This is a genomic window from Kocuria sp. CPCC 205235 (genome assembly GCF_040980905.1).
Taxonomy (GTDB): domain Bacteria; phylum Actinomycetota; class Actinomycetes; order Actinomycetales; family Micrococcaceae; genus Kocuria; species Kocuria carniphila.
On record NZ_JAVKPR010000001.1, the window covers coordinates 1 to 26,311 of the forward strand.

The 26,311-nt window shown below is 63.3% G+C and carries 24 protein-coding genes, 1 tRNA gene and 1 riboswitch; of the genes, 9 read left to right on the plus strand and 16 right to left on the minus strand.

Annotated features, from left to right (window positions below):
- The first annotated feature begins 739 nt into the window (after window positions 1–739).
- The 3 genes from RF638_RS00005 (at window position 740) to RF638_RS00015 (ending at window position 4,439) form a co-directional block, all read left to right on the plus strand.
- Entirely contained in the window at window positions 740–1,132 is a 393-nt protein-coding gene (locus RF638_RS00005) for a hypothetical protein (protein WP_315279406.1), read from the plus strand.
- Between the two features lie 32 nt (window positions 1,133–1,164).
- Window positions 1,165–2,220, plus strand: coding sequence for a PASTA domain-containing protein (locus tag RF638_RS00010; protein WP_129699579.1), 1,056 nt, complete (start codon window positions 1,165–1,167; stop codon window positions 2,218–2,220).
- Between the two features lie 335 nt (window positions 2,221–2,555).
- Window positions 2,556–4,439, plus strand: coding sequence for a BCCT family transporter (locus tag RF638_RS00015; RefSeq protein ID WP_259915119.1), 1,884 nt, complete (start codon window positions 2,556–2,558; stop codon window positions 4,437–4,439).
- A gap of 82 nt (window positions 4,440–4,521) precedes the next feature.
- On the opposite strand, the gene RF638_RS00020 is transcribed toward RF638_RS00015, so the two are convergent.
- From RF638_RS00020 to dnaK, 4 genes are all read right to left on the minus strand, one after another.
- Window positions 4,522–4,953, minus strand: coding sequence for a heat shock protein transcriptional repressor HspR (locus RF638_RS00020; protein WP_259915102.1), 432 nt, complete (start codon window positions 4,951–4,953; stop codon window positions 4,522–4,524).
- A gap of 1 nt (window position 4,954) precedes the next feature.
- On the minus strand, window positions 4,955–6,004 hold the full coding sequence (locus RF638_RS00025) for a DnaJ C-terminal domain-containing protein (protein WP_259915099.1): 1,050 nt from the start codon (window positions 6,002–6,004) through the stop codon (window positions 4,955–4,957).
- 85 nt (window positions 6,005–6,089) lie between these two features.
- On the minus strand, window positions 6,090–6,731 hold the full coding sequence (locus tag RF638_RS00030) for a nucleotide exchange factor GrpE (protein ID WP_095796385.1): 642 nt from the start codon (window positions 6,729–6,731) through the stop codon (window positions 6,090–6,092).
- Complete coding sequence (dnaK, locus tag RF638_RS00035; protein ID WP_259915094.1) at window positions 6,728–8,599, minus strand: molecular chaperone DnaK; 1,872 nt, start codon at window positions 8,597–8,599, stop codon at window positions 6,728–6,730. The genes RF638_RS00030 and dnaK overlap by 4 nt, the downstream gene beginning before the upstream one ends.
- A gap of 346 nt (window positions 8,600–8,945) precedes the next feature.
- On the opposite strand from dnaK, the gene RF638_RS00040 reads away from it, so the two are divergent.
- The 4 genes from RF638_RS00040 to RF638_RS00055 all read left to right on the plus strand — a co-directional run bounded on the left by RF638_RS00040 (window position 8,946) and on the right by RF638_RS00055 (window position 13,079).
- Window positions 8,946–10,943, plus strand: a complete 1,998-nt coding sequence (locus RF638_RS00040) for a BCCT family transporter (protein ID WP_129699575.1) — start codon at window positions 8,946–8,948, stop codon at window positions 10,941–10,943.
- A 128-nt stretch (window positions 10,944–11,071) separates the two neighbouring features.
- A complete protein-coding gene (locus RF638_RS00045; protein WP_368841167.1) occupies window positions 11,072–11,560 on the plus strand; it encodes a low molecular weight protein-tyrosine-phosphatase in 489 nt (162 codons plus the stop codon).
- Window positions 11,491–12,189, plus strand: coding sequence for a uridine kinase (locus RF638_RS00050; protein WP_368841168.1), 699 nt, complete (start codon window positions 11,491–11,493; stop codon window positions 12,187–12,189). The genes RF638_RS00045 and RF638_RS00050 overlap by 70 nt, the downstream gene beginning before the upstream one ends.
- The gene (locus RF638_RS00055; RefSeq protein ID WP_238663002.1) at window positions 12,186–13,079 is read left to right on the plus strand and encodes an aminotransferase class IV; all 894 of its coding nucleotides are present in this window, start codon (window positions 12,186–12,188) and stop codon (window positions 13,077–13,079) included. Before RF638_RS00050 ends, RF638_RS00055 begins: the two co-directional genes overlap by 4 nt.
- A gap of 108 nt (window positions 13,080–13,187) precedes the next feature.
- Here RF638_RS00055 and RF638_RS00060 read toward each other — a convergent pair whose 3' ends face one another.
- The 10 genes from RF638_RS00060 to RF638_RS00105 all read right to left on the minus strand — a co-directional run bounded on the left by RF638_RS00060 (window position 13,188) and on the right by RF638_RS00105 (window position 23,395).
- On the minus strand, window positions 13,188–13,985 hold the full coding sequence (locus RF638_RS00060) for an energy-coupling factor transporter transmembrane protein EcfT (RefSeq protein WP_129699573.1): 798 nt from the start codon (window positions 13,983–13,985) through the stop codon (window positions 13,188–13,190).
- Window positions 13,982–15,553, minus strand: coding sequence for an ABC transporter ATP-binding protein (locus RF638_RS00065; RefSeq protein ID WP_368841169.1), 1,572 nt, complete (start codon window positions 15,551–15,553; stop codon window positions 13,982–13,984). Before RF638_RS00065 ends, RF638_RS00060 begins: the two co-directional genes overlap by 4 nt.
- A complete protein-coding gene (locus tag RF638_RS00070; RefSeq protein WP_368841170.1) occupies window positions 15,550–16,155 on the minus strand; it encodes an ECF transporter S component in 606 nt (201 codons plus the stop codon). Before RF638_RS00070 ends, RF638_RS00065 begins: the two co-directional genes overlap by 4 nt.
- Before the next feature lie 59 nt (window positions 16,156–16,214).
- A riboswitch (TPP riboswitch) is annotated at window positions 16,215–16,321 on the minus strand.
- Between the two features lie 90 nt (window positions 16,322–16,411).
- A complete protein-coding gene (locus tag RF638_RS00075) occupies window positions 16,412–16,681 on the minus strand; it encodes a DUF4235 domain-containing protein (RefSeq protein ID WP_368841171.1) in 270 nt (89 codons plus the stop codon).
- Window positions 16,682–16,775: 94 nt separating this feature from the next.
- Window positions 16,776–17,141, minus strand: a complete 366-nt coding sequence (gene mnhG / locus RF638_RS00080) for a monovalent cation/H(+) antiporter subunit G (RefSeq protein WP_095796377.1) — start codon at window positions 17,139–17,141, stop codon at window positions 16,776–16,778.
- A complete protein-coding gene (locus tag RF638_RS00085) occupies window positions 17,138–17,401 on the minus strand; it encodes a monovalent cation/H+ antiporter complex subunit F (RefSeq protein ID WP_129699569.1) in 264 nt (87 codons plus the stop codon). The genes mnhG and RF638_RS00085 overlap by 4 nt, the downstream gene beginning before the upstream one ends.
- Before the next feature lie 3 nt (window positions 17,402–17,404).
- Window positions 17,405–18,061, minus strand: coding sequence for a Na+/H+ antiporter subunit E (locus RF638_RS00090; protein WP_129699568.1), 657 nt, complete (start codon window positions 18,059–18,061; stop codon window positions 17,405–17,407).
- On the minus strand, window positions 18,058–19,695 hold the full coding sequence (locus tag RF638_RS00095) for a Na+/H+ antiporter subunit D (protein WP_095796374.1): 1,638 nt from the start codon (window positions 19,693–19,695) through the stop codon (window positions 18,058–18,060). Before RF638_RS00095 ends, RF638_RS00090 begins: the two co-directional genes overlap by 4 nt.
- Window positions 19,692–20,282, minus strand: coding sequence for a Na(+)/H(+) antiporter subunit C (locus RF638_RS00100; RefSeq protein ID WP_016997736.1), 591 nt, complete (start codon window positions 20,280–20,282; stop codon window positions 19,692–19,694). Before RF638_RS00100 ends, RF638_RS00095 begins: the two co-directional genes overlap by 4 nt.
- On the minus strand, window positions 20,279–23,395 hold the full coding sequence (locus RF638_RS00105) for a Na+/H+ antiporter subunit A (protein ID WP_259915053.1): 3,117 nt from the start codon (window positions 23,393–23,395) through the stop codon (window positions 20,279–20,281). Before RF638_RS00105 ends, RF638_RS00100 begins: the two co-directional genes overlap by 4 nt.
- 224 nt (window positions 23,396–23,619) lie before the next feature.
- Between RF638_RS00105 and RF638_RS00110 the strand changes: the two genes are divergently transcribed.
- Window positions 23,620–24,942 (plus strand): MFS transporter, encoded by a 1,323-nt coding sequence (locus tag RF638_RS00110; RefSeq protein ID WP_129699566.1) that lies wholly within the window; start codon window positions 23,620–23,622, stop codon window positions 24,940–24,942.
- Window positions 24,943–25,016: 74 nt separating this feature from the next.
- On the opposite strand, the gene dcd is transcribed toward RF638_RS00110, so the two are convergent.
- Both dcd and RF638_RS00120 read right to left on the minus strand, forming a co-directional pair.
- Window positions 25,017–25,595, minus strand: a complete 579-nt coding sequence (gene dcd / locus RF638_RS00115) for a dCTP deaminase (RefSeq protein WP_259915047.1) — start codon at window positions 25,593–25,595, stop codon at window positions 25,017–25,019.
- Between the two features lie 27 nt (window positions 25,596–25,622).
- Window positions 25,623–26,126: a GNAT family N-acetyltransferase gene (locus RF638_RS00120; RefSeq protein WP_095796370.1), complete on the minus strand. Its 504-nt coding sequence runs from the start codon at window positions 26,124–26,126 to the stop codon at window positions 25,623–25,625.
- Window positions 26,127–26,233: 107 nt separating this feature from the next.
- On the opposite strand from RF638_RS00120, the gene RF638_RS00125 reads away from it, so the two are divergent.
- A tRNA-Gly gene (locus RF638_RS00125) sits at window positions 26,234–26,307 on the plus strand.
- The last annotated feature ends 4 nt before the right edge of the window (window positions 26,308–26,311 follow it).

Below are 26,311 nucleotides of genomic sequence, written 5' to 3' on the forward strand. Positions count from 1 at the left end.
GACAACACCCATGCTGGCGTAGGGCCGCGAGCCCTACTTCAGGGCCCCACCACGCTCAAAGTTGAAGAGCCCCTTTTTGCGGATGCAGAAGGGTTCTAACGAGCCCTCACGTGCGCCCGAGGGTCCTCATGGCGCATGAGCTGTCGGCCATCTACGATTGACAGTCAACGTGCATCGGCTGTTTCCATGGTTATGTATGTAATTACTGTTACCCCTAGTCGATGGCGCGTAACAATGGTGTTTATATGCTGTTTTTCCCTATTTATTGCCCTGACCTATTGATCCCCGTGGACCCTGTTGCCCACACTCCCTAGATAAGACATGAGTGGGCGCTCATGCAGGTCAGGGGACACACATGGGGAACAGGGGTGGCGGCCAGCCGAGCCAACCGGGCAGACGAAGGCCAAGCAGCCGTGCCGCGAAGGCTGCCAAAATATTCTACGGGGCCTTCTCATTCTTCGCGTCAGCACTTACCGTTCTGGGATTCTTCGGCGTAACCAGTAAAAACATACCTTTCGACTCAATCCCTACACTAAGCCTCCTGGCCGCTTTTTCATTTCTAGGCGCTGCTTTAATTTTATTCGTTAGGATATCCAGAAACTCAATACATTCTAAACCGAATTGGAAAATTCGGTTAGTCTCTGCGGCTGCCCTGACGATTGTCGGAATCACCGCCCTTGCCATATCCCTTATTCAGCCGAACGTCACAGGCGAGGGACACACGAATGGCCGGACGCTCATGGAGAGCATTAATCCAAAACCGGAGAAATACCAAGTACAACGTGACGGCAGCACTGCAACCGTCAGCGGAGTGGAAATGCAGGCTAAGTCCTGCCCACAGGAGACCTCTTCTTTCACCGTCAAGTCTCTGGAAAAGGGCGACCGGGTGAGTTTCTCCCTCAAAGGGTTCCCCGGCGATAACAAATCCGGATCTTATGCCGTTACTGCCCGGGGTGCAGGAATTTCGGAAAATTATCGGATTTCCGACGGCGCAATTCGACGAATTCAAGCGAATGCACGGGAACGCGGCGACTTGAACATCACCATTTCGGCACAGCACCGACCTGAGCTGGGTTCTTCCTGCGATTCAACCAACGAAGTCTTGGCGATCGAAGACGCCGTCCTCAACTAACTCATTCACCCCCTCACCCCTAGGAGTTACAGATGCGTTCACGATCGACGGCCGGCATTGGTCTGGCTCTGTCTTGTCTTCTCGCGCTTACCGCCTGCAACGGCGGTGACTCATCCGAGACTTCCACAGACGAACCTGCCTCGGCCGAGACCACTACCGAAGCTGCACCCGCAAATGAGATCCCGAACCTCGTTGGCAAAGATCAATCCAGCGCAGAGGAACAGCTGACAGAGCTGGGCGTTCGATTCGACTCCCAGATTGAGTCCTCATCCCAAGATGCCGGAACTGTCATAGCCCAGGACCCCGAAGAGGGCACCCCCGTCGAGGGTGACGGTCCGCGAGTGACACTCACCGTAGCCGGGGATCCCCCAGCCGTTCCCAATGTCATGGGTTCATCTGTTGATGACGCTCGCCGCGACTTGGAAACCCTCGGCTTCACGGTCGAGGAAACTGATGTCTTCGCCCCCGATTCACCGAACGGCGAGGTCGTGGGTCAGGACCCGGACGCCGGTGATAGCAACGCTGCCACAGTGACATTGGAGGTGGCGCGCCCACCCCAGACCATGCCCTTCAAGGATACGAAACCCATTACTTCCGGCGGTTCCTCTGGACCGCAGACCGACAGTGCGGAAATTGGAAACCAGAAGTACGCCGAGGCATGGTTGCTTGAGTCCTACAGCGGATCCTCTTCCGAATTCGGCGTCAATCTTGCCGGTGATTACAGCGAGGTAGAAGGCAAACTCGGTATCAACACCGAGGACAGTGACACCGCGTGCACGGCAACGGTCTCATTCACGAATGAGCAGGGCCGGCCGTTGGGAGAGAATACTTACAACGTCACGTTCTCGAACCCCGTTGACGTGAAGTTCTCCGTAGCTGACGTGATCCGACTTAATATCGACGCTCGCCTGAATTCGGACCAAGGTGACTGCAGCTTGGTCTTCGGCGATTTCCAGGCGACCGGGCTGAAGGAGAGTTCTTCGGATTCGACGGACTCCTCGCTATCGGTCGATGCGTCGGAGAGTGCTTCCGAAGAACCGAGCGAATCTGCCTCCCCGGAGAGCACATCCTCCCCGAGCAGTCAGTAGTTCAGCCACAGTGGCACATCTGAGGTGCCGGTAGCGCCCTACCCAGCGTCTGAGGGGTCGTTGGAACCTTCTCGCAAGTAGAAAAAGGGTCTAACGGCCCCTCACGCGTGGTTCACGGTTCTAGCGCCACCTCAGATGCGCGCCGGACACATACCGCACCACCGTTACCTAAATGTGGGGAAAAGTGGTTCGCCACCCTAACCTGGAAAGGTTGCTGACCGACTACCCCCGCAGGAGTCCCCGTGTCTTCCAGTAGTAAGCGTCCGCCCAATCCGGCTGATGCGGAGGCCGACCCCACGCCGCCGCGCGTGGACGTTCGCAGGCCCGCGAGTCGCATGGACGCCACGCGGTCGTTCCTGAGCGAGATCAGCTACCCCCACAACATTCACCCGGCGCTGGTGCCCGGTGTGTCCGTGGATGACCAGAAGGTCCGCTATGGGATCGACCGGTTGGTGGTCGGAGTGGCCGGCGCGTTGATCATCGGCTTCATTATCTGGGGCGTGGTTGCCACCGAGTCACTCACTGCAGCGTCCACCGCGGCGTTGAACTGGACCATGGTGAACATGGGCTGGGTATTCAACGTGCTGGCCATCGGCCTGCTGTTCTACCTGCTCTACGTGGCACTGTCGAAGTACGGTCGCATCCCGCTGGGTTTGGACAATGACAAGCCCGAGTACTCCACCGCTTCCTGGGCGGCCATGCTCTTTGCCGCGGGTATCGGCATCGGCATCATCTTCTTCGGCCCGTTCGAGCCGATGACCTACTTCCTGTCCCCGCGCCCAGGATCCGCTGATCCGGCGACCGTGGACGCCATGACCAAGGCCGCCGCCCAGGCAGCGCTTCACTGGGGTCTCAACGCGTGGGCCATATATGGCCTGGTGGGCGTGGCCGTGGCTTACGCGTCCTACCGCCGCGGTCGTGTGCCGCTGATGAGTTCCGTGTTCGCTCCCTTCTCCCGCAACGGCAACACGGACAACACCGCGGGCAAGATCATCGACATGCTCGCCATCGTGGCCACGCTCTTCGGCACCGCCGCGTCCCTGGGTATCGGCGCGCTGCAGATCGGCCGTGGCGTGGAGATCTTCGCGGGACTGGGCCCCACGGGCAACAGTGCAGCACTCATCATCATTGCCGTGCTGACCGCCGGTTTCATCGCTTCCGCGGTCTCCGGCGTGGCCAAGGGCATCCGTTGGCTGTCCAACATCAACATGGTGCTCGCTGTGGGCCTTGCCCTGTTCTTCTTCATCGTGGGCCCCACCGCATTTCTGCTGAACTTCATCCCGTCCGTGGTGGTCACCTATTTCGGTGAACTGCCCAACATGCTCTCCGCTTCCATGGCCGACGGCGAGGAGATGCAGACGTTCCTCTCCTCCTGGACCACGTTCTACTGGGCCTGGTGGGTTTCTTGGGCACCGTTCGTGGGCGTGTTCGTGGCCAAGATTTCCCGCGGCCGCACCATCCGTCAGTTCATCCTGGGCGTGCTGTTGATCCCCTCTTCCATCGTGGTGCTCGCGTTCACCGTGCTGGGCGGCACCGCGATCCGCCAGCAGATGGAATCCAACGCGATCGCCCCGGACGGCACCGCGGCCACTCTTCCCGCACCCGAGGAAATCTTCTTCGTGGTCCTGGACGGCCTACCCGGCGCCGGAATCATGGCGGGCATCGTGGTGGTCATGCTTGCGATCTTCTTCATCACCACGGCGGACTCCGCTTCGGTGGTGGCTTCGCAGATGTCCCAGCGGGGTAACCCCGAGCCCAAGAAGACCGTCACGGTGTTCTGGGGCCTGTGCATGGCGGGCATCGCCGTGGTCATGCTGCTCGTGGGCGGTCAGAACGCGCTCACCGGTCTGCAGAACATGATCACCGTGACCGCGCTGCCGTTCACCGTGATCATGTTCGGCATGGTCGTGGCCTTCCACAAGGACCTGCGTCGCGATCCGATGATCATTCGCGAGAAGTACTCCCGCTGGGCCATCGACAAGTCCGTCCGCCATGGCATCGACGAGTACGGCGACGACTTCACCCTGGCCGTCGAGCGCGCTTCCGGTGACAAGAGCAAGTGGGCTGCGGGTGCGGACTTCGATTCCACCGCCCCCGAGGTCACCGACTGGTATCAGCGCACGGATGAGGACGGCAACCCCATCCCGTACGACTACGAGACCGGCGAGTACACCGAGCCGAACGACGTCGTCGATTCCGAGGACCGCTCCGGAAAGTAGCCGCGACAGCGAAACGCGCCGGCCTCCCCTCTGGGAGACCGGCGCGTTTTTCATGTGGCGTCTCGACGACGCCGCTCGCTCACTACTTCTTGGTGCGCGGCTTGGCCGGGCGGTACAACATGAGTGACTGGGAGACCTTACGGGGCGTGCGGTGGCCTCCGTGGGTCAGCCTGACCACGTCCCCTGAAGGGTCCGCGGCGAAGACCCGTGATTTCTCGCGTTCTCTTTCCAGTTCTTCCGAAAGCTCAGTGATGCGTGACTGCAGCGCACTGACCTGGTTTTCGAGCTGGATAATCCGTTTGATGCCCTCCAGGGACACCCCCTGCTGGGACAATCCCTGGATCTGGCGCAGCTTCTCCACATCCATCTGGGAGTAGCGCCGCGCCCGACCCGATTCTCGCGAAGGAGTCACCAAACCCAGTCGGTCGTACTGCCGCAGGGTCTGGGGGTGCATGTCCGCGAGCTCGGCGGCTACCGAGATCACGAACACGGGTTGCGTGAAATCAAGGGCCATGTCACTCAGCCGCCTTCTCGCCCAGGCCGGCACGGGGATCGAAATCCTCGGTGGCCTTGGCGAACGCTTCCACAGCCTCCTTCGCCTGATCGTCCAGGGTCTTGGGAAGCTCGATGTCGACCGTGACGATCATGTTCCCGGTCTTGGAGCCGGAGGGGAACCCCTTGCCCTTGACCCGGAAGCGACGCCCGGAGGACGTACCCGCGGGAATCTTCACGTTCACGTGATTGCCATCAAGGGTGGGCACCTCGATGGTGGCACCCAGAGCGGCTTCGCTCACGGTCACCGGTACGGTGACGGCCACGTTCTGTCCGTCGCGGCTGAAGAACGGATGATCCTTGATCTTGACGGTCACGAACAGGTCGCCGTTGCCGCCCGGGCCTGAATGACCCTTACCCGCAACCTTGAGGCGCTGTTCGTCCTTGACGCCCTTGGGCACGCGCACCGTGGTGGTCTGACCGTTGCCACGGCGCAGCTTCACGGTGGTGCCGTTGTAGGCAGAACGCAACGGGATGGTCGTGGTGGTGTGGATGTCCTCGCCCTTGGCTGGCGGGCCCTGATAGCCACCGTAACCACCGGGGGCGCCGTAGGCCGGTCCGCCCGATGTGGTGAACCGGGTGCCACCGTCCTGGCCGCCGAACTGCGCGAACAGATCCTCGAATCCGCCCCCGCCGGAGAACCCCCCGCCGGACGTGGAGTAGCTCGTGCGACGGCCACCGCGGCCGCCACCGCCGAACATTCCGCCAAAGATGTCTTCGAAGCTCGCGTCACCGGCCGCGCCTCCGCCACCCGGGGAACCGGCAAATCGAGCACCGGAGCCCATGGCTCGGATCGCGTCGTACTCTTCGCGTTCGTCCTTGTCGGACAGCACCGAATTAGCCTCGGTGATGTCCTTGAATTTTTTCTCCGCAGCAGCATCCCCTGGGTTCTGGTCCGGGTGATACTTGCGGGCCAGCTTTCGATAGGCCTTCTTGATATCGGCCTGGGATGCGTCCTTGGAGACGCCCAGGACACTGTAGAAATCCTTATCGATCCAGTCCTGACTGGCCATGACGCCTCCTTTCAACTAAGAATATGTGTTTTGTGCGAGTCAGGGCGGGTCTTGTCATGAAGACCCGCCCTGACCTTGTGGCGCTTTACGGCTGTGCCGCCACGGCTACCTGAGCCGCGCGGACCACCCGGTTACCGATCTTGAAACCCGATCGCAGCACCATGGACACGTGGTCCGGTTCCACCTCTTCGGTGGGCTGCTGCAACACGGCTTCGTGAATGTTGGGGTCGAATGCCTCGCCAACCTCTCCGAGCCGTTCCAGACCCTGACGGGTCAGCGTCTCGTCCAGCTTGTTGGCGATCGCGGCAAACGGTCCGTCCGTGAGGTCGCCGGCCTTGCGAGCGGCTTCGATGTCGTCAAGAACCGGCAGCAACGCGGTGATCATGTCCGCGGAGACGAAGTCCCGCAGCTGATCCCGTTCCCGCGTGGTGCGGTTCTTGAAGTTCACGAACTCCGCCTGCAAGCGGCGCAGATCCTCAAGACGTTCGTCCGCGAGCTTCTGCGCGGCGCTGTCGCCGCCCGGGGCGGCGTCGTCGGTGGTCGACGACGCCGCATCGGCAGCTTCTACGCCCTCGGACTGCGGGGTGCCCAGAATGTCATCCACGGTCAACCCCGGTTCGCCCTGAGACTGCTGCTCACCGGACTGGGCGTGAGCGGAGTGCTCCGGGTCCCCCTCCGGCACGGACTGGCCGTGGCCCTTGGTGTTCTCGGAATCGCTCATGCTCACTTCTTTCCGTTGTTGTCTTCTTCATCGTCGACCACTTCAGCGTCAACGATGTCGTCGTCTTCCCTGGGAGCCTCGTCCGCACCGGTGGCACCGGCGTCAGCTGCGCCGTCTGCCTGGGACTGCGCGTACAGGGCCTCGCCGATCTTGGTCTGCGAGGACTGCAGCTTGTCGAACGCGGTCTTGACGGCGTCGTCGTCAGTGCCCTCGAGTGCGGTCTTGACGGCGGCGACATCGGCCTGGACCTCGGACTTGACGTCCTCGGGCAGTGCGCCTTCGTCGTCGTTGAGCAGCTTCTCCACGGAGTAGGCCGTCTGCTCGGCGTTGTTGCGCAGGTCAGCGGCTTCGCGGCGCTTCTTGTCCGACTCAGCGTTGGCTTCAGCATCCTTGACCATGCGGTCGATGTCTTCCTTGGAGAGGGAAGTACCACCGGTGATGGTCATGGACTGTTCCTTGTTGGTGCCCTTGTCCTTGGCGAACACGTGCACAATGCCGTTGGCGTCGATGTCGAAGGTGACCTCGATCTGCGGCATGCCGCGCGGAGCCGGTGCGATACCGGTCAGCTCGAAGGTGCCCAGGTTCTTGTTGTCCCGGGTGAACTCGCGCTCACCCTGGAAGACCTGAATGGACACGGACGGCTGGTTGTCCTCCGCGGTCGTGAAGGTCTCGGAACGTTTGGTGGGGATGGCCGTGTTGCGCTCGATGAGCTTGGTCATCACGCCACCCTTGGTTTCGATACCCAGGGACAGCGGGGTCACGTCGATCAGCAAGACGTCCTTGCGGTCACCCTTGAGCACGCCAGCCTGGATCGCAGCACCAACGGCCACGACCTCATCCGGGTTCACGCCCTTGTTGGGAGCCTTACCGGCCATCTCGGTGACCTTCTCGACCACGGCGGGCATACGGGTGGAACCACCCACGAGCACCACGTGATCGATGTCGGAAACCTTGATGCCTGCTTCTGCGATGACGTCCTTGAAGGGCTTCTCGGTGCGTGCCAACAGGTCGGAGGTCAGTTCCTGGAACTTGGCGCGAGTGAGCTTCTCGTCCAAGTGCACCGGACCCTCGGGGGTCACGGACAGGTACTGCAGGGAAATGTTGGTCGAGGTAGCCGAGGACAGTTCCTTCTTGGCCTGCTCAGCGGATTCCTTCAGACGCTGCAGGGCAATCTTGTCCTTGGACAGGTCGGCACCGGTCTTGGACTTGACCTGCTGCAACAGCCAGTCCACGATGCGCTGGTCCCAGTCGTCACCGCCCAGGCGGTTGTCACCGGCGGTGGCGCGCACCTGGATGGTGGAGAAGTCGTCGTCATCCTTGCCGACTTCCAGCAGCGAGACGTCGAACGTACCGCCACCGAGGTCGAAGACCAGGATGAGCTCGTCTTCCTTGCCCTTCTCCAGACCGTAGGCCAGGGCCGCGGCGGTGGGCTCGTTGATGATGCGGAGCACGTTCATGCCCGCGACCTCGCCCGCCTCCTTGGTGGCCTGACGCTCGGCGTCGTTGAAGTACGCGGGAACGGTGATCACGGCGTCCGTGACTTTGTCGCCCAGGTACGCCTCGGCGTCGTTCTTGAGCTTCATGAGGGTACGAGCCGAGATTTCCTGCGGCGTGTACTTCTTGCCGTCGATGTCCTGGGTCTTCCAGTCGGTACCCATGTGACGCTTCACGGACGCAATGGTGCGATCCACGTTGGTGACGGCCTGACGCTTGGCGACGTCACCCACCAGGGTTTCGCCGTCCTTGGAGAACGCAACCACGGAGGGGGTGGTGCGGTTGCCTTCCGCGTTGGCGATAACGACGGGTTCGCCACCTTCGAGGGCGGCGACCACGGAGTTGGTGGTGCCGAGGTCAATACCTACTGCACGAGACATAGTTGCGAGTCCTTTCTTTCGACTGCTTGGGTCTGTTCCCGCCCACTCGACGCGCGAGCACTCGGGACAAATGTCAAACATGAGTTGTTATGACTCAAGTTTGCCACATGAGCGCCAGAAGTCAAGTAAAGTTGAGTCGAACGCGCTCAATGTGATGGAGCCAACATCCATGAGGTCACGATCGGGCCGCCTGACTAAACACCGAGAACTCGATATAGTCGTCTGCTTGTGCGCGGGCCTCCCATTGACGCGTGTCAGGTAGCGCAGGGCCCCGCCTCTACTTAGGAGACACACCTCTTTCGATTCCACGATTCATTCACTCGACGCCATGTCCAGGAGGACCGTCTTGAGCACGCCGCCACACTCTTCAGAGAACCAACCCGGTTCCAGTTCGACCGCGACCACCGAATCCCCCAACGGTGAGATCATCTACCGGGACAACCGAAGCCGTCCCCGCCGAATCTTCGACGAGCTGACATACCCCCACGGAATCCACCCGGCCTTGGTTCCGGGTGTTGGCGTGGAAGATCGCAAACTGTCCTTCGGTACCGACAAGGTGGTCTTTCTGGTCACCGCGGCCCTGATCCTGGGCTTCATCCTGTGGGGCATCCTCTCCACCGAGACCCTGACCAACGTCTCTTCCACGGCTTTGGCCTGGGTCACGGCCAACACCGGTTGGTTCTTCATCCTGCTCTCCACCGCGTCAGTGCTCTTCATGTTGGTCATCGGCTTCACTCGCACCGGCCGCATCAAGCTCGGCCGTGACAACGAGCCGCCCGAATACTCCTTCTTCTCCTGGCTCGCCATGCTCTTCGCTGCGGGCATGGGCATCGGCCTGATGTTCTACGGCGCTTTCGAGCCCATGACATATTTCGAAAGCGGCATCCCCGGCTTCGAGGGCGTGGCCGAGGCCGGCGACAACTCCATGGTCGTGTACTCCCTGGTCCAGACCGCCTTCCACTGGGCTCTCAACCCCTGGGCCATCTACGCCGTGGTGGGTGTCTCCGTGGCCTACGGCGCGTACCGCCGCGGCCGTGCACCGTTGATCTCCCGCATCTTCACGACTTTGCTGGGTCAGCGCCAGGTGGAGGGCACGCTCGGCAAGCTCATCGACGTGTTCGCCATCTTCGCAACTCTCTTCGGTACCGCTGCCTCCTTGGGCTTCGGCGCCATGCAGATCACTCAGGGTCTGCAGATCGTGGGCGGTGTGGAACCGGCCGGCAACACCGTGTCGATCATCGTGATCTGCGTGCTGTCCATCGCATTCATCGTCTCGGCGGTGTCCGGTGTGTCCCGCGGTATTCGTTACCTCTCCAACACCAACCTGGTGCTGGCCTTCATCCTGGCCCTGTTCGTGTTTGTCGTGGGCCCCACGGTGTTCATGCTCAGTCTGATCCCGTCCGTGTTCTCGACCTACATCTCCGAGTACCTCTTCATGACCGGTCAGTCGGCCGCATGGGGCCCCGCCGCTGCTGAGTTCTCCAGCACCTGGACCGTGTACTACTGGGCTTGGTGGATGTCCTGGGCACCGTTCGTGGGCATGTTCATCGCCAAGATCTCCCGTGGCCGCACCATCCGTCAGTTCGTGACCGTGGTGCTCGTGGTCCCTGCTTCCGTGTGTGTCCTGTGGTTCATCGTCTTCGGCGGTTCGGCCATGTACTACGCGCAGAACGGTGCCAACCTGACCGTCGAGGACGGCGCCGAATCCATGCTGTTCGGACTACTGGACCAGCTGCCCCTCTCTGCCATCACCTCCGTGCTGGCCATGATCGTGATCGGCATCTTCTTCGTGACCAGTGCAGACTCCGCGTCCGTGGTCATGGGCACCATGACCCAGAAGGGCAAGCCGGTTCCGTCCAAGTGGATCGTGATCTTCTGGGGCCTGTGCCTGGCCGGCATCGCAATCGTGATGCTGCTGGTGGGCGGCGACAACGCCCTGGCCGGGATGCAGAACCTGGTGATCGTCTCCGCACTGCCGTTCGCCATCATCATGGCCGGCATGATGATCTCGCTGTTCAAGGATCTCCGGAAGGATCCGGCCACCCTGCGTTCGCGCTTCGCCGCATCTGCAGTGGACAAGGCCATTTCCACCGGGTTGGCCGAACACGGCGATGACTTCGCATTGCAGGTCGAGCATGCCGAGGGCCATCGCGCCGCCGGTCAGGACTTCGACTCGCACGATCCGTCGGTCACCGAGTGGTACCGCCAGACGGACGAGGACGGCAAGGAAATTCCGTTCGAGTACCAGACCGCGTGGTCTTCATCGCCAGTGGATGACATCGCGGAAACCACCCCGGATGACAAGGCCCCTTGGAAGCAGGGGAACGACTCAACCGACAAGTAACGACAAGCGGTGAGTCAGTAACCGCTCCATGATGGGGGCTTGGTGCCGATAGGTGCCGAGCCCCCATTTTTGTGGGCGGATCGTTCCGGAGCCGTCACATCGGTGCAAAGTTTCGTACAGTGGAGATCATGTTCAAAATCGTCACGGTGTGCACCGGCAACATCTGTCGTTCCCCCATGGCCCATGCCTTGCTCGATGCAGAGTTGACCAAAGAGGGTCTACAGGATCGGGTGAGCGTGATCTCCGCCGGCATCAGCGACGAGGAGCACGGCAATCCCGTGGACTCCCGCGCCGTCACCGTACTGTCCCGCAATAGCCTGGAGTTACCCGATCACCAGGCCCACCGCATCACCGACGACGAACTCCAGGACGCCGATCTGCTGCTGGCCATGACGGCCGCGCACCAGACAGAGTTGCGCCGCCGGCTGGGCGATGATCAGGCCGATCAGGTGCGACTCATGCGCTCGTTCGGCGCGGAGGACATTGTCGACGACGAGCTGGATATCGCCGACCCCTGGTACGGCGACGCCGAGGACTTCGACCTCGCTTGGGAACAGATTCAGGCGGCGGTCCCGCACGTGGTTTCGGAAGTCTCGAAGAGGCTCAAGTCATCGTGATCGACCCCGAGGAAAATTTCGACGACGCCTTGTTCGCGGCCTATCCGGAAGGCGTGAACCTGGCACGGTTACTTCCAGTGCCCACGCAAAGACCGTTCATCATTGGCATTGACGGCCGCTCGGGGGCCGGGAAAACCACTCTGACCGCCCAGCTCGCGGCAGTGCTCGAACGCCGGCACGATGTCACGGTTTTCCACTTGGAGGACATTTATCCGGGCTGGAACGGCTTGGAACAGGGTATAGGCCAGTATGTGAATGAGGTTCTCAAACCCCTCCGCCGCGGCGAGGACGCCCATTGGACGGCGTGGGACTGGTTGACCAACGAACCTGGCACGCCGAGGCTTACCCGCGCTGCGGAGATCATTCTGGTCGAGGGCGTGGGTGCGTGTAATGATCTCGCCCGCCCGCTACTTAACTCGTCGGTGTGGGTCGAGCTCCCCGCCGCGCTGCGAAAAAAGCGGGCCATGGAGCGAGACGGCCGTTCCTACGAAAAATTCTGGGATGTCTGGGCCGAGCAGGAGCAGTCCTATCTTGCAGCGGATCCGGTCTGGGAGAACGCGGAAGTTCTGCACCCCGGGCCCGCCCCCGAGCTGACAGAATCCCCCGAGGACGGGCAGGGACAGTCGTGAGCGACGTTCAGCGCGCGGTCGTCATGATGGCTCCCGTGGATCAGGAGCCACAGTTGGTGGATCCCTCCCGGCCGCTCGTCCTCATCGACGATGAGGGCCTGACCCGCGGCGACGGCGTGTTCGAGACCATGCACGCCCTCAACGGTGAGGTCTACAAGTTCGGGGCGCACTACAGGCGGCTTTGCGCGTCCGCCCGCTTGGCTCAGCTCCCGGTGCCTTCGGAACAGTCCTGTCGGCAAGCCATTGAACTGGGGCTGGGGAACGCCGGACCCGGAGGCGATGCCGGACTGGGCGCCGAGCACGCAATCAAACTCAGCATCAGCCGCGGTGCCCCCGGTGGATCCCCATGGGCATGGCTCACGGTCACCCCGGTCGGCGAAGCCACGTTCGCGGTGCGGCGCAATGGCGTCTCCGCCGTGCTGCTGCAACGCGGTCACGATCCGGCGGAGGACTCCGGCTGCGCGTGGCTGCTCCCCGGCGCCAAGACGCTCTCTTACGCGGTCAACATGGCCGCGTTGCGGCACGCGCGAGATCTGGGTGCGGACGAGGCCATCTTCACGACCTCGACCGATCGCCGGGTACTCGAGGCGGCGACGTCGTCGGTGATCTGCGCGCGAACCGGCCACGGCGAACGCACCCTGGTGACCCCGGAACCCTCGCACGGTATTCTGCCGGGCACCTCGCAGGCACGCATTTTCGCGGCGGCTCGCCAGGACGGGTGGCGCATCGATTACGGTCCGATCTACCCGGCGGACCTCCTGCGCGCCGACGCCGTATGGCTCACCTCGTCCGTGCGGCTCGCCGTGCCAGTGGTGCGCCTGGATCAACAACCGCTGCCCCACACTCGCGAGCTCACGGATTTGCTCACCGGCTACTTAGTCGGTCACTGACCCGCGGCACCCCGAATCGCCCCGGCAACACTGCTGGGTCACTCGGGTCACTCGGGTCCCCCGTTAGCGGTTCGCAGGTGCCTGCGCCCGCGGAAACCACGGCCCCAGTTACTGCCAAATGAACCGGTGCGTGCCCAGGAGCACGGATACCGAGAGGGCACTGACCGCAATCAGTACCGCGGCGCCGCCCGTATAGAGGTCCACGCGCCCGTAGCGGGGCACCCGGGCCCATGTGCGCTTCCCGGCGCCGAACCCGCGCGCTTCCATGGTCATCGCCAACCGCGTGGCGCGACGCAGCGACTGGACCAACAGCGTGAACGCCTGACCGCCGAACTCCTTGGCCATCCCCACCGGCCCGCGGTCGTTACCCGCTCCGCGGGCACGCCGCGCCGAGGCCAGCACCGACCATTCCTTGACCATGACCTCCACCAGGCGCAGCGCGGCCAGGGAGGCCAGCACGAAACGTTCCGGCAACCGCAGGGTCTGCGCCAGACCGTCCGCCAGATCTGTGGGATCGGTGGTGAGCAACACCGTGATGCCGGGCAGCGCGATTGCTAAACCACGCAGAGCAATGGCCGCGCCGGCCGCCAGCGACCCCGTGGTCACGGTGATCCACCCCAGATTCAGGAGTACCGTGCCCCCCTCCGGGGACAGCATGGCCGTTCCCCAGCCGCTGATGAGCGCGGCCACGGTGATGGGCCAAAGGGTCAGCAAGAGGCGGAGCGGCTTCTGTCCCGCCGCGCTGAGCAGGAGCAACTGGCCCAGCAGCGCGATGCCGCTCGTGACGGGGTCCGCGCTCACCACCAGCACCGCGGTGATGAGCAGTGCGCCCAGCAGTTTGATCACCGCGTTGGAGCGACCCACGGGGCTGAACCGGGCGGTGTCCGCGATAGTAGTGACGCTCATGCTCCCAACCTCAGTTCCACGGCGTTGAGCGCCGTGATGAGTTCGCGATCGTGGGTCACGGCCACCACGGCGGTGCCGCGTTCCAGCTCTTCGACCAACATGTCGACCAGCTCGCGCCAGGTCTGGGCGTCCTGACCGAACGTGGGTTCGTCCAGGATGAGCACGTCGGGGGCGGAGGCCAGCACGGTGGCCACGGAGAGTCGCCGCTTTTGACCGCCGGAGAGCGTGAACGGATTGGCATCGGCAATGCCCCCGAGTCCCAGCCTGGCCAGGAGGAACTCGATTCGTTCCTCGTCCACACCCGGTCCCGCACCGCGGCGAGCTGCCTGGTGCGGGCCGTACTCCAGTTCCGCCCGCACGGTTGAGCACAGGAACTGGTGCTCGGGGTGTTGGAACACGCTGCCGATGCGGGTGATGAGTTCGGTCCCCTCCCACAGTGAGGGGTCCGCGGGCGCGTCCCCGGCGAGGGCCTTGGTGGCGTGAACGGTTCCCGCGCACGGCAACAATAGTCCCGCAAGGGTCAGTGCCAACGTGGACTTGCCCGCACCGTTCTCGCCCGTGATGGCCAGGGCCTGGCCTGCGCGCACGCTCAGGTCGATGTCCGCGGCCGCGGGAATCACATTCTTGTTGCGGTATATATCGGCCTGGGTGGGGGTTCCCTTGGCCCAGGCCTTCCGCTCCCGACGACGCCGCCGCGCCACCGTTCGCGAGCTCGGTTGCGTTCGACTCACGGCCAGTCCACGCGCCTCAAGCAGCGGGGTCGCCTGCTCATCGCGAGCCGGTGGTGCCATGGTGCGCGGTGTCCAGTTCGGAACCCACGTGCCTTGGCGTTGCAATAGCTCGCGGGCGTCTCCGAGGACTTCGCGCGTGGGGCCGTCGAAGGCCACCCGTCCATCGTCATTGAGCACGATCACGCGGTCCACCACGGACTCCCAGAGGCCGACCCGGTGTTCGACCACGATCATCGTGGTGCCGGATTGCGCCACGGCGCGTTCCACGGCGTCACGCAGTTCCGCTGCACCCTGCTCGTCCACGCTGGCCGTGGGTTCGTCCAGCAGCAACAGTTGCGGGCGCATGGCCATGGTTCCGGCCAGCGCCAGCCGTTGCTTCTGCCCACCGGACAGCTCGGTCGTGGAGTGATCCAGCGGGAGATCCAACCCGACCTCGGCAAGAGCGGCGCCCACGCGGGCCCAGATCTGCTCGCGAGGTACGGCGAGATTCTCGAGGCCGAAAGCGACGTCGTCACCCACCCGCGCGAGAATAACCTGCGTCTCCGGGTCCTGGTGCATGAAGCCCACCGCCCCGCGAGCGTCACGCGGATCCACACCGTTGACGGTGAGTTCCCCCGATCGGGATTCCCCGTCCGGGTCCTGCTCGACCCCGGCCATCGCGTGCAGCAACGTTGACTTACCGGCCCCGGACGGGCCCAGGAGCAGCACTCGCTCGCCGGGTCGGATGTGCGCGCTGACCGAATTCAGGGACGGCTGTTCGCGTCCCGGGTAGTGCCACCCGAACTCCGTGAGCACCACCTCCGCCCCGCGCTGATCCACGGCCACGTGCGACGTCATCGCCGCGCTGCGCCCGACGCCAGGCCGTTGAGCACTCCCGTCTTCTGCAGCGCACGGGTGACCAACCACATCAGAACACCGGCGATGATCGCACCGGACAACGTGGTCAGAGATGCGTAGACCACCTGCTGGTCCAGGGCCCATTCGAAGTTGTACATGATGTTCTCGCTGACGCCCATGAACAGCCCCGCCATCGCGCCACCGGCGGCCGCAACGGCCAAACCGAACTTTCGGTAACGGGTCAACAAGAACACGATCTCCACCGCAGCACCCTGCACCAGGCCGGAGATCACCACGGTCCATCCGAAGTGCGTGCCCAAGAATCCTTCGAGAACGGCCGCAAGCAGCTCACAGAAAACCGCGGCTCCGGGCTTGCGAATGATCAAGGCACCCAGAGTTCCGGCGATGAGCCAACCGCCGCCGATCAGCCCGGTGGCCGGCGGATAAGCCACCGCAGCGGTGGTTGCCACGGGGTACAGCAGGTTCGCCCACGCCCAGAAGACCACGGCGCACACGGCGGCCAACACCGCAGCCACCACGATGTCCACCACGCGCCACGACTTCTGAGGCGTACGGGTTGTCCCGGTCTTGACCTGTGTCATGTTTCATCCTCCTGATGAGTACAGGAGGGGAAAGAACCGCACACGGAACGTGCACGGGCCCTTTGAGATACTCGACTCCCTATCGCCGGAATGACCCGGATCAGGTTCGAGGGTCTGCGCTGGTGCGCACTCTCAGCGCCGCTCGGGCGCTCCCCTGTCGTTAGTAACTCATCCTAGACCAGAACGCCAGATCACAAAAAGCGGCGGGGAGACGTTCGATGAACGCACCCCCGCCGCTTCCGACAGTTCAAAGACCTCAGATCTCGGTCTGCGACGTATTGTCCTGGTCGTTATCCGCGTTGATCTTGGCCATGGCGCGCTGTACGCCCACCCTGACCAGGGTGGTCACCAAACCGGTGAGGAGAGCCCACACGATGATGTCGCGCCAGGCCTCGTCCGGATCCGGGTTCTTAGCCGGGGGCTCGTTGCCGGTGACCTTCTTCCACCCCGCGGTCAGAACCTTCGTGGCCACTGCGGTTCCGCCCAGCGATGCCGCGGTGCTGGCCAAATCAATTGCTTTGCTCATCGAACGCTCCTCTTCATGGTTCACAGTTCTTCACCAAGCATACGAACCACTTGGCGGTTCCACGACAACTTCGGCCCCTGCCGGGCCGAAATTTTTAATCCTCGCGCCGGGTGCTCGCGTAATCCACGACGTCCTTCAGGTCGTCCTGGGTGAGGTTCTCCTCGTGCAGGTGCTTGGACCGGTAGGCGGACCGCCCCACCATGTGGGCAGAGACGGGAACGGTCAGCAGCATGAACAACCAGGCCAGGATCAGCAACGGGATCATGGTGGGGTCCCGCCCCTCGATGGCCACCGCGGTCAACAACAACAGCAGGCCGAACACCTGGGGCTTGGTACCCGCGTGCATCCGGGACAGCAGGTCAGGGAAACGCACCAGACCAACGGCTGCCGCCAGAGACATCAGACAACCCACCACCATGCACACCGCGGCCACGATATCCAGAATGAGTTCGAACGTCATGATTTCCCCGTTCCCACGTTGCGGGCCACGGTCACGGATCCCAAGAACCCGATGAGCGAGACAATGACCAACAGGAAAATGTTGTTCATGTGGTGGTTGTAGACCATCTCGATGGCCAAGGCGGCACCCACGATGGCCAGCAATACGTCGCTGGCAATGACTCGATCCAGCAGGGAGGGCCCCTTGGCCAGGCGGTATATGGCCCCGGCCGCAGCCAGTACCAGGAAGACCCCGCAGATCCATACTGCTATCTCGAACACGGCTTACTCCTCTCCCCGATCAGCCCGCTCAGCTGCCCCGCCTGCGCGGTGCATCTGAGTGGATGGCGAATGAATCATGCCGGTCGTGGTCGTGTCATCGCCCTTGGACTCGTGCTTCAGTTCCTTCAGCTGTTCCTTGGTGCCCATGATGCGGATCCAGGCGGCTTCGATCCTGAGTGCGGACTTGCGGAAGATCTCTGCCTGTTCTTCGTTCGATACGTCCAGAACGTGGAAGTACAGAATGCCCGACGCACGGTCCACCTCGATGACCAGGGAGCCCGGGATCAGGGCCATGGTGTGGCCCACCGCGGTCATCAGCAGGTCGTTGTTCTGTCGCAACTTCACACCCACCACGGCGTTGTGCACCTTGGGTCCTTGAATCAGGGCCAGCGTGAAGACGTGGAAACTAGCCTTGGCCACCTGCCAGATGAACGTTGCCACGAACACCGCGAAGTGGAGCACGTTGAAACGGCCGGACAGTGTGATGGGAGGCAAAGTGAGCGCGCGGGTCACGATCAGCGCAAGGATCAACCCGAACACCAGGTTTCCCAGACTCCAATCGCCCCACAGGGCACCCCACACCACGACCAACCACAACAGCAGCGGGATATCGGCGCGGAACGTGCTCTGGGAACGCTTCAGGGTGGGGGAAGTACTCACTGCGCCTCCTCGCTCACGCCACCCTGGCCCACCGGGGCGAAGACGGCATCGATGTAGCGGTCCGGGTTGATCAGGTTCTGCGAAGCGTTATCCGCCAGATCGAAGAGCGGCCCGGCGAAGACGGTCAACGCAACACCCACGATCACCAGCGCCGTGGTTGCGCCCACCATGAAGCTCGGCATGAGCACCACGGCGCCACGACCGGCAAAGGTGCTGGACTGGTCGCGGGATGCGGGCCCGGAGGTCCGCGGTCGCTTGCCGTCCACGGTGGTGGAGCGCAGCACGGGGTCCGGATACTCGGCGTCGTCCACGCTGCGCAGGAACACACGAATCCACACGCGAATCAGCGCGAGCAGGGTCAGCAGCGACACGAACACGCTGACACCCACCAGCAGGTAATCCAGGCCGGTTCCGCGGGCAACGCCCGCTTCCAGGAGCCCCACCTTGCCCAGGAAGCCGGAGAACGGCGGAATGCCACCCAGGTTCAGGGCCGGGATCATGTACAGAATGCCGAGCAACGGTGAGATCTTGAGCATGCCCGCGAGGCGATCCACGTTGGTGGAGCCGCCACGCCGTTCGATCAGGCCAGCAACCAGGAACAGGCTGGTCTGGATCACGATGTGGTGGGCAATGTAATAGACCACTGCCGCCAACGCGGCCTCGGTCCCCACTGCGATGCCGAAGATCATGTACCCGATGTGACTGATCAGCGTGAACGAGAGCATACGTTTGATGTCGATCTGGGCCAGCGCACCCAGGATGCCCACCAGCATGGTGAGCAGGGCGACCCACATGAGTAGGTCGTTGATCTGTGTTCCGGGGAACAACAGGGTCTCGGTACGGATGATCGAGTAGACGCCCACCTTGGTCAACAGGCCCGCGAACACGGCGGTCACCGGTGCGGAGGCGGTCGGGTAGGAGTCGGGCAGCCAGAACGACAGCGGGAAGATTGCGGCCTTCACGCCGAACGCGATGAGCAGCATCAGGTGCAGCTGCATCTGGGTGCCCTGCGGCAGGTCCGCCAACTTCATGGACAGATCGGCCATGTTCACCGTGCCTGTGGCGCCGTAGATCATGCCGATCGAAATCAGGAACAGCACGGAGGAGATCACCGAGACCACCACGTAGGTGACGCCGGCACGGATGCGCTGCACGGTTCCGCCCATGGTCAGTAGCACGTAGGAGGCGGTCAGCAGGATCTCGAAACCCACGTACAAGTTGAACAGGTCTCCGGCGAGGAACGCGTTGGAGACACCGGCCACCAGGATCAAGAAGGTGGGGTAGAAGATCGAGATGGGGCCCTCGTCGTCGCCGTCGGCGACGCCCTCGCCCGCCGCGTAGATCAACACCGCCAAGGAAACGACCACGGAGACCACGAGCATCAGGGCGGACAGCTGGTCGACGACCATCACGATGCCGAAGGGTGCGGCCCAATCACCCAGGTGGATGGCCTGCGGGCCCTGGTTCCACACGGTGATCATGATCATCACGTTCAACGCCAGAGTCACGCTCATGGCACCGATCGTCACGAAGCGCTGCAACCGGTTCCGGTGCACGATCAACATGTTCATCGCGGCGCCCAGGAAGGGGATCACCACGGCCAGCGGAGCTAGCTGCGCGAAGTCATAGTTCATGATCGACCCTCCTCTCCGGTGTCCTCGGGTCCGTGACCCTCATGGCGATGGCCCTCTGCGTGTTCGACGTAGTCCGGTGATGAAGGGGCAGCCAGGTGCTGTGCTCGGTGATGTCCGGGGGACTCAGTGGCTTCCTCTTCGTTGTGACGTGGCCGTACGGGCGGAGTGTCCGAGTCGGTGAACTCGGAGGAGTCCTGGGGCATGGCGTCGTCGTCCTCGGCGTCGTAGGCGGACTGCTGTGCCACGCGACGGTCTTCAAGGTCGTCCTGGATCTCGTCGCGGCGGGCCAGGGTCCAGGAGCGGTAGATCATGCTCAGGATGAACGCCGTGGTGGCCAGCGAAATCACGATCGCGGTCAGGATCAACGCCTGCGGTAGGGGATCCGAGTACTCGGATCCGTCAAGATCCTTGTTGTAGAGCGGAGCGAATCCGGGGGCGCCACCCGCGTGCAGGATCAGTAGGTTGGTGGCGTTGGTCAAGAGCATGATGCCCAGCAACACGCGGGTCATGGAGCGTTCCAGGAGCAAGTACACGCCCACGGAGTACATCACGCCCATGACCACGAGCAATGTCAGGTTGACAGTCATCCCTGCACCTCCGTGGGGTTGCCACCCGTGGCCGAGGCTCCGGGTCCGTTGGACGTGGTTGCGGAAGCGGAGTCCCCCACGCGCTGCGCGGAGACGGACGGACCGCTGCGGGTCACGCGGATGCGAGAACCACCGCCCTTCTTGGTGGTGCCGTCGAAGGCCTCACGTTCCTTACGCTCGTCGATGCGCCCGCCCAACGAACGCAGGATGTCCAGGACCAGTCCGATCACGATCAGGTAGACACCGATGTCGAAGATCACGGAGGTCACGAATTTCACGTGGCCGAACACGATCATGTCCCACTCGAACGTGTAGCTCTGCATGACGGTGCCACCGAAAAGCACGGGCACGATCGAGTAGAGCGAGGCGATGGCCAGACCCGCACCGAGCATCCAACCGGCATTGACCGGGGTGGCCCGTTCCAGTTCGTAACGGCCGCCGGCCAGATAGCGCAGCGTGAGCGCCAGGGCGGCCATGAGGCCACCGGCAAAGCCGCCACCGGGGTCATTGTGCCCGGCGATCAGCAGGTAGATGGAGACCATCATGATGGTGTGGAACAGCAACCGTGTGATCACTTCGAAGATGATGGAGCGCCGTTCGGGTGCCAGCGTCCGGCCGGCCAGGATGAACGGGTCGGCATCCGGGCGTGATGAGAAGCGACGGGCCAGATCCAGCTGCTCGGTGTTGACGTTCTGCGAATGGGCGGCCGCGTTCATCGTGCGGATCATCTTGAGTTCAGACGTGTCCAGCTGGTGCCGCTCGCTGCGCAACCTGTCGCCACGGCTCTTCACGAAGATCAACGAGGCGATGCCGGTGGCCGCCACGACCAGCACGGTGATCTCACCGAAGGTGTCCCACGCGCGGATGTCGACCAGGATCACGTTGACCACGTTGGCGCCGTCGCCCTCTTCGTAAGCCAGGCGAGGCAGGTCGAGCGAGATGCGCTCGGCGGAGCGGGACGAGATCGAGAAGGCCGCAAGGGCCATCATGAACAGCCCGAACGCCACGGCGAAGATCACGCGGAAGGCCTTGCGACCGGCGGGTCGGCGGTTCCACAGTGGACCGGGCAGCGAACGCAGCGCCAGCACGAAGGCCACCAGCATGATGGTCTCCACGAGCGTCTGGGTCAGCGCCAGGTCCGGGGCACCCTGCAGGGCGAAGATGAGCGCAAGGCCGTAACCGGTCACGGAAACGAGCAGCACCGCGAGGAACCGCTTGCCCGCGGTGAGCACCAACAGTGCCGCCACGATCATGGCAATGCCGGTGACCAACTGGCCCGGGGAATCCGCGTAGCGGGTGTCGGCCAACGGCGGGGTTTCGTACCAGAACAGCGCGATCAGGGGCACCACGATCGCGGTAACCAGGATGACCGACAGGTAGAACTTCAGCGAACCACGCTGTGTGCGACCGGTGACCCACACGGCCACCAGGTCCAGTGCGTTGACGATCTTTCGGTAAACGAAGTCACCGGTGGGAACCTCCGGCAGCCTGTCCTGGAACTGGCCCACGGGGCGGCGAGCGAAGTACAGCACCGCACCCAAGGCGATGATCAGCGCGGACAGGCCCAGGGCCACGGTGAATCCGTGCCACAGCACCAAGTGCACCCCGGATTCGGCGGCGTCGGAGAACTCCTCCTGATAGGGCTTGATACCGGCTTCCATGGGCTTGGGGTACAGACCGAACACTACGGTGAGGACTGCCAGAACGGCCGGGGCCAGGATGAAACCCCACGGGACCGGCTTGAAGTCACCGATGACCGACTGGCCATCCTCTGCGGTGTCCAGTTCGGAGAATTGTCCTGGCTTGCGGGCGAAGCCACCCCACATGAAGCGCGCGCTGTAGGCGAAGGTCAGGATGGAGCCGATGACCACGCCCACGAGCATGATCATGCCCAGGGGTTCCGCGCTGTGGTCCACGAGTGCGGTGAGCACGGCTTCCTTAGTCACGAAACCGAACAGCGGTGGCACACCCGCCATGGACGCGGCACCGATGAGCGAAACGACGAACAACTTGGGAGCACTGCGCCCCACACCCGAGAGCCTGCGGATGTCTCGCGTTCCGGCCTGGTGGTCGATGATGCCCACGCACAGGAACAGGGTGGCCTTGAACAGACCGTGGGCCATGACCATGCCCATGCCGGCCATGGCCGTGTCCGCGGAACCAAAACTGATGACCGCGGTGATGAAGCCCAACTGACTCACGGTGCCGTAGGCGAGGATGAGTTTGAGGTCGAACTGGCGCAGGGCCACCCAGCCGCCGAAGATCATGGTGGCCAGACCCAGGGAAACCGTGACCGGCAACCACCACTCGGTCGCGGCGAACCCCGGAGCGAATCGTGCCACCAGGTAGATGCCGGCCTTGACCATGGCCGCAGCGTGCAGGTATGCGGAGACCGGCGTGGGTGCGGCCATGGCCGCGGGAAGCCAGAAGTGTGTGGGGAACAGCGCGGACTTGGAGATCGCGCCGGCCAGGATCAGGATAATGGCCGCGTTGAGGGTGGCGGACGTCGCCATCAGTTCCGGGGCGGCGTCGACAATCTGTGAGACGCGGTAGGTCCCCGCGGCCTCGCCCAGCATGATCATGCCCACGAGCATCGCCAGGCCACCCGCGGTGGTGATCACGAGCGCCTGCAACGCGGCGCGACGAGCGGCGAGCTTGGTGCGCGAGTAGCTGATCAGCAGGAACGACAGGACCGAGGTGATTTCCCAGAAGACGAAGAGCACCAGGAGGTCGTCCGCGGTGACCAGACCGAACATGGCCCCGGCGAACGCCACGAGCTGCGCTGCGAAGGCCCCGATCCCGTCCGCATCGGACTTGAAGTACAGCGCACAGTAAATCAACACGAGTGCGCCCACACCCAGGATCAGCAGGCTCATCATGTAGGCGAGCGCGTCCATGCGGAAGGCCAGGGTGATCCCCAGCTGCGGGATCCACTCGAGGGTGCTGTACCACTCGCCGGATTCACCGTAGACGCGGGGAGTTTGAGTGAACAGCCAAATCAACGAACCAAGGGGCACCAGTGCCACGGCGTAGAAGCCGGATCGTCCGGTTCGTTTGAGGATCGCTGGCGCACACAGGGCTGCAAGGCCGTGGAGGAGCAGCACAGCGAGCATAGAAACCTAAACCTCTCTGGAGGTCACAAACAGCATGGACATGACCCCCACGAAAGGCACGGTTCTACCCAGGCGGACGGGCCGGAAGATTCCTGCCAATCCTAACAAAGCGCATAAATGACACGTCCACATTTTCCTCTGGGTGAACCGAGGAACGAAAAGCTCGCGCGCCACCCCGTTAATTCTTTACCCGCGGGTCACATCTGGGCCCTAGGGTGGGGGCCATGACCACTCAAGCCCGGGAGACCGTGGGAACGCGCGCACAGGTCCTCGCCTGGTGCTTGTGGGACACGGGATCCTCAGCGTTCCACGCGATCATGCTCACCTTCGTGTTCACCGTGTACCTGACAAGTTCGTCCTTCGGCTCACCCGAGCACACGTCTGCCGTGCTGAGCGCGGGCATGGCCATCGCGGGCTTCTTCATCGCCCTGACCGCCCCGTTGATCGGGCAGCGCTCGGACGCACCTCGCTCCCGTTCCCGCTTCTTGGGTGTCAACACGGTGTTGCTGGCGCTCTTCACGGGCCTCGCGTTCTTCGCCCGCCCCGAGCCGTCCTTCCTGATCTTCGGTGTCGCAATGATCGCCATCGCCAGCATCGTGGCCGAGTTCGCCGAGGTCAGTTACAACGCCATGCTCCCCGGTCTGGCCGGCCCCCGGAAGATCGGTGCGGTTTCCGGTTGGGGCTGGGGTGCCGGCTACTTGGGCGGCATCGTGGCGTTGGCGTTCGTGCTCTTCGGCTTCGTCCAGCCCGGTTTTCTGGGGATCGCCACCGAGGACGCCCTCAATTACCGTTCTGTGGCCCTGTTCAGCGCCGTGTGGGTTCTGGTGTTCTCACTGCCCCTGATGCTGCGCGCTCGCAGCATGCCCTACCGCCCACTCGAGATCGACGACGACGCCGCCTCACCCGCCCCGCGCCGCGGCATCTTGGCCTCGTACAGAGATTTGTTCCGCACAATTGCCAGGGTCTGGCGCCGTTCCCCCGCCACCGTCTACTTTTTGCTCTCCTCCGCCATCTTCCGCGACGGGCTCGCCGGTATCTTCACGTTCGGCGGCGTTCTTGCGGCGGGTACCTTTGGTTTTTCGATGTCCGAGGTCATCATTTTCGCGGTGGTCGCCAATATCGCCGCAGCGCTCGGCGCGATCGTGGGCGGCAAGTTCGACGACGCTGCCGGCCCCCGTGCCGTGATCGTCGTGTCGCTGCTCGGCATCATGGTCGCGGGTTCCGTCTTGTTGTTCTGGGAGGGCTCCACCGCGTTCTGGGTGTGCGGCCTGGCGCTGTGCTTGTTCGTGGGACCTGCTCAAGCGGCGTCGCGAACTTACCTGGGACGACTGACCCCGTCCGGTCGCGACGGGGAGATGTACGGCCTCTACGCAACCACGGGTCGAGCCGTCAGCTTCCTGGCACCCCTGATGTTCGGCATTTTCGTCACCGCGTTCGGTGCCCAGATCTGGGGCATCCTGGGGATCCTGAGTGTGGTGGGCGTGGGGTTGCTCCTGCTGCTGTTCACGCCCAAGCCACCCAAGGGCTTCACGACCGTTCAGGCCTGATGACACCAGTACGCCGCAGATGCCTTACACGGCATATACGGCGTTCCACTCCATCGGGCAGGGGCGTGGACGTCCTATTCGACCGGCGATCGGTGAAAGTTCACATGGCTGCGCGAGGCCGTGGGGCCGCGCTGACCCTGATACCGGTTCCCGTAGGCGCCGCTACCGTAGGGGTGCTCCGCGGCGGACGAGAGCTGGAAGAAGCACAACTGCCCCACCTTGGAACCCGGCCACAGCTTGATGGGGAGCGTGGCCATGTTGGACAGTTCCAGCGTCACGTGGCCGGAGAATCCGGGGTCGATGAACCCCGCGGTGGAGTGCGTGAGAAGGCCCAACCTACCCAGGGAGGATTTACCCTCGAGTCTCGCGGCGACGTCGTCGGGGAGCGTGACCTTTTCGTAGGTGGCGCCCAGGACGAACTCGCCGGGATGCAGCACGAATGGTTCGTCGGGGTCGACCTCGATCAACCGCGTGAGTTCGGGTTGCTCCTGGGCGGGATCGATGTGCGCGTACTTGTGGTTGTCGAACAACCGGAACCACCGGTCCAGGCGCACGTCCACGCTGGCGGGCTGGATCATGGCTGGGTCGTACGGTTCCAGCTGCACACGGCCGGAATCCATGAGGCTGCGAATATCACGATCGGAGATGAGCACGCTTACACGGTAGTGCACCGGTACCGGTCACAGAGGTTTCATCATGACCACCCGCGCGGCAGGATCCAGTCCTTGCGCGGTTTCACGGTCGACCACAGCACGCAGCTCCGGGGACCACTCTCCCTCCGGCAGTTCGCGGAAGCCCAGGCGCGCGTAGTAGGGCGCGTTCCACGGAACGTCTCGGAACGTGGTCAGGGACAGTCCGTCCAAGCCTTGGGTCTCGGCCCAATCACCCACGGTGTCGATGAGGGCCGCACCAATGCGCCGCCCGGCCAGCCTGGGGTGAACCGAAACCTGCGCGATGTGGGCATTGGCCCCGATCAGCTCGACAGCGCAGTACGCGGCCGGCTCTCCGGCGTCGTCGGTCGCGACCCATAACCGGCCCGCTCGTTGGAAGCCACCCAGCCAGGTCAGACTGGGCGGGACGTCCAGTGCGATCTCAGGCATGCCAACGTCCTCGAAGATCTTGCCCGCGGCCACTTCCACAGCTGGGAGCGAAATCAGGTCACGCTGATCGGCTGGCCGGATCATGGGCGCTCCTACCTCGTGGTTCGGGGGCCTGGGAAGAAAGTCCCCGCTGAAGTTGTTGTAGACTCGGTGGCGTTCAATCGGGCCGTTAGGTCTGATTGGTGCAACGCGCGGCTGTAGCTCAATGGTAGAGCGCACGCTTCCCAAGCCTGATACGCGGGTTCGATTCCCGTCAGCCGCTCCATATC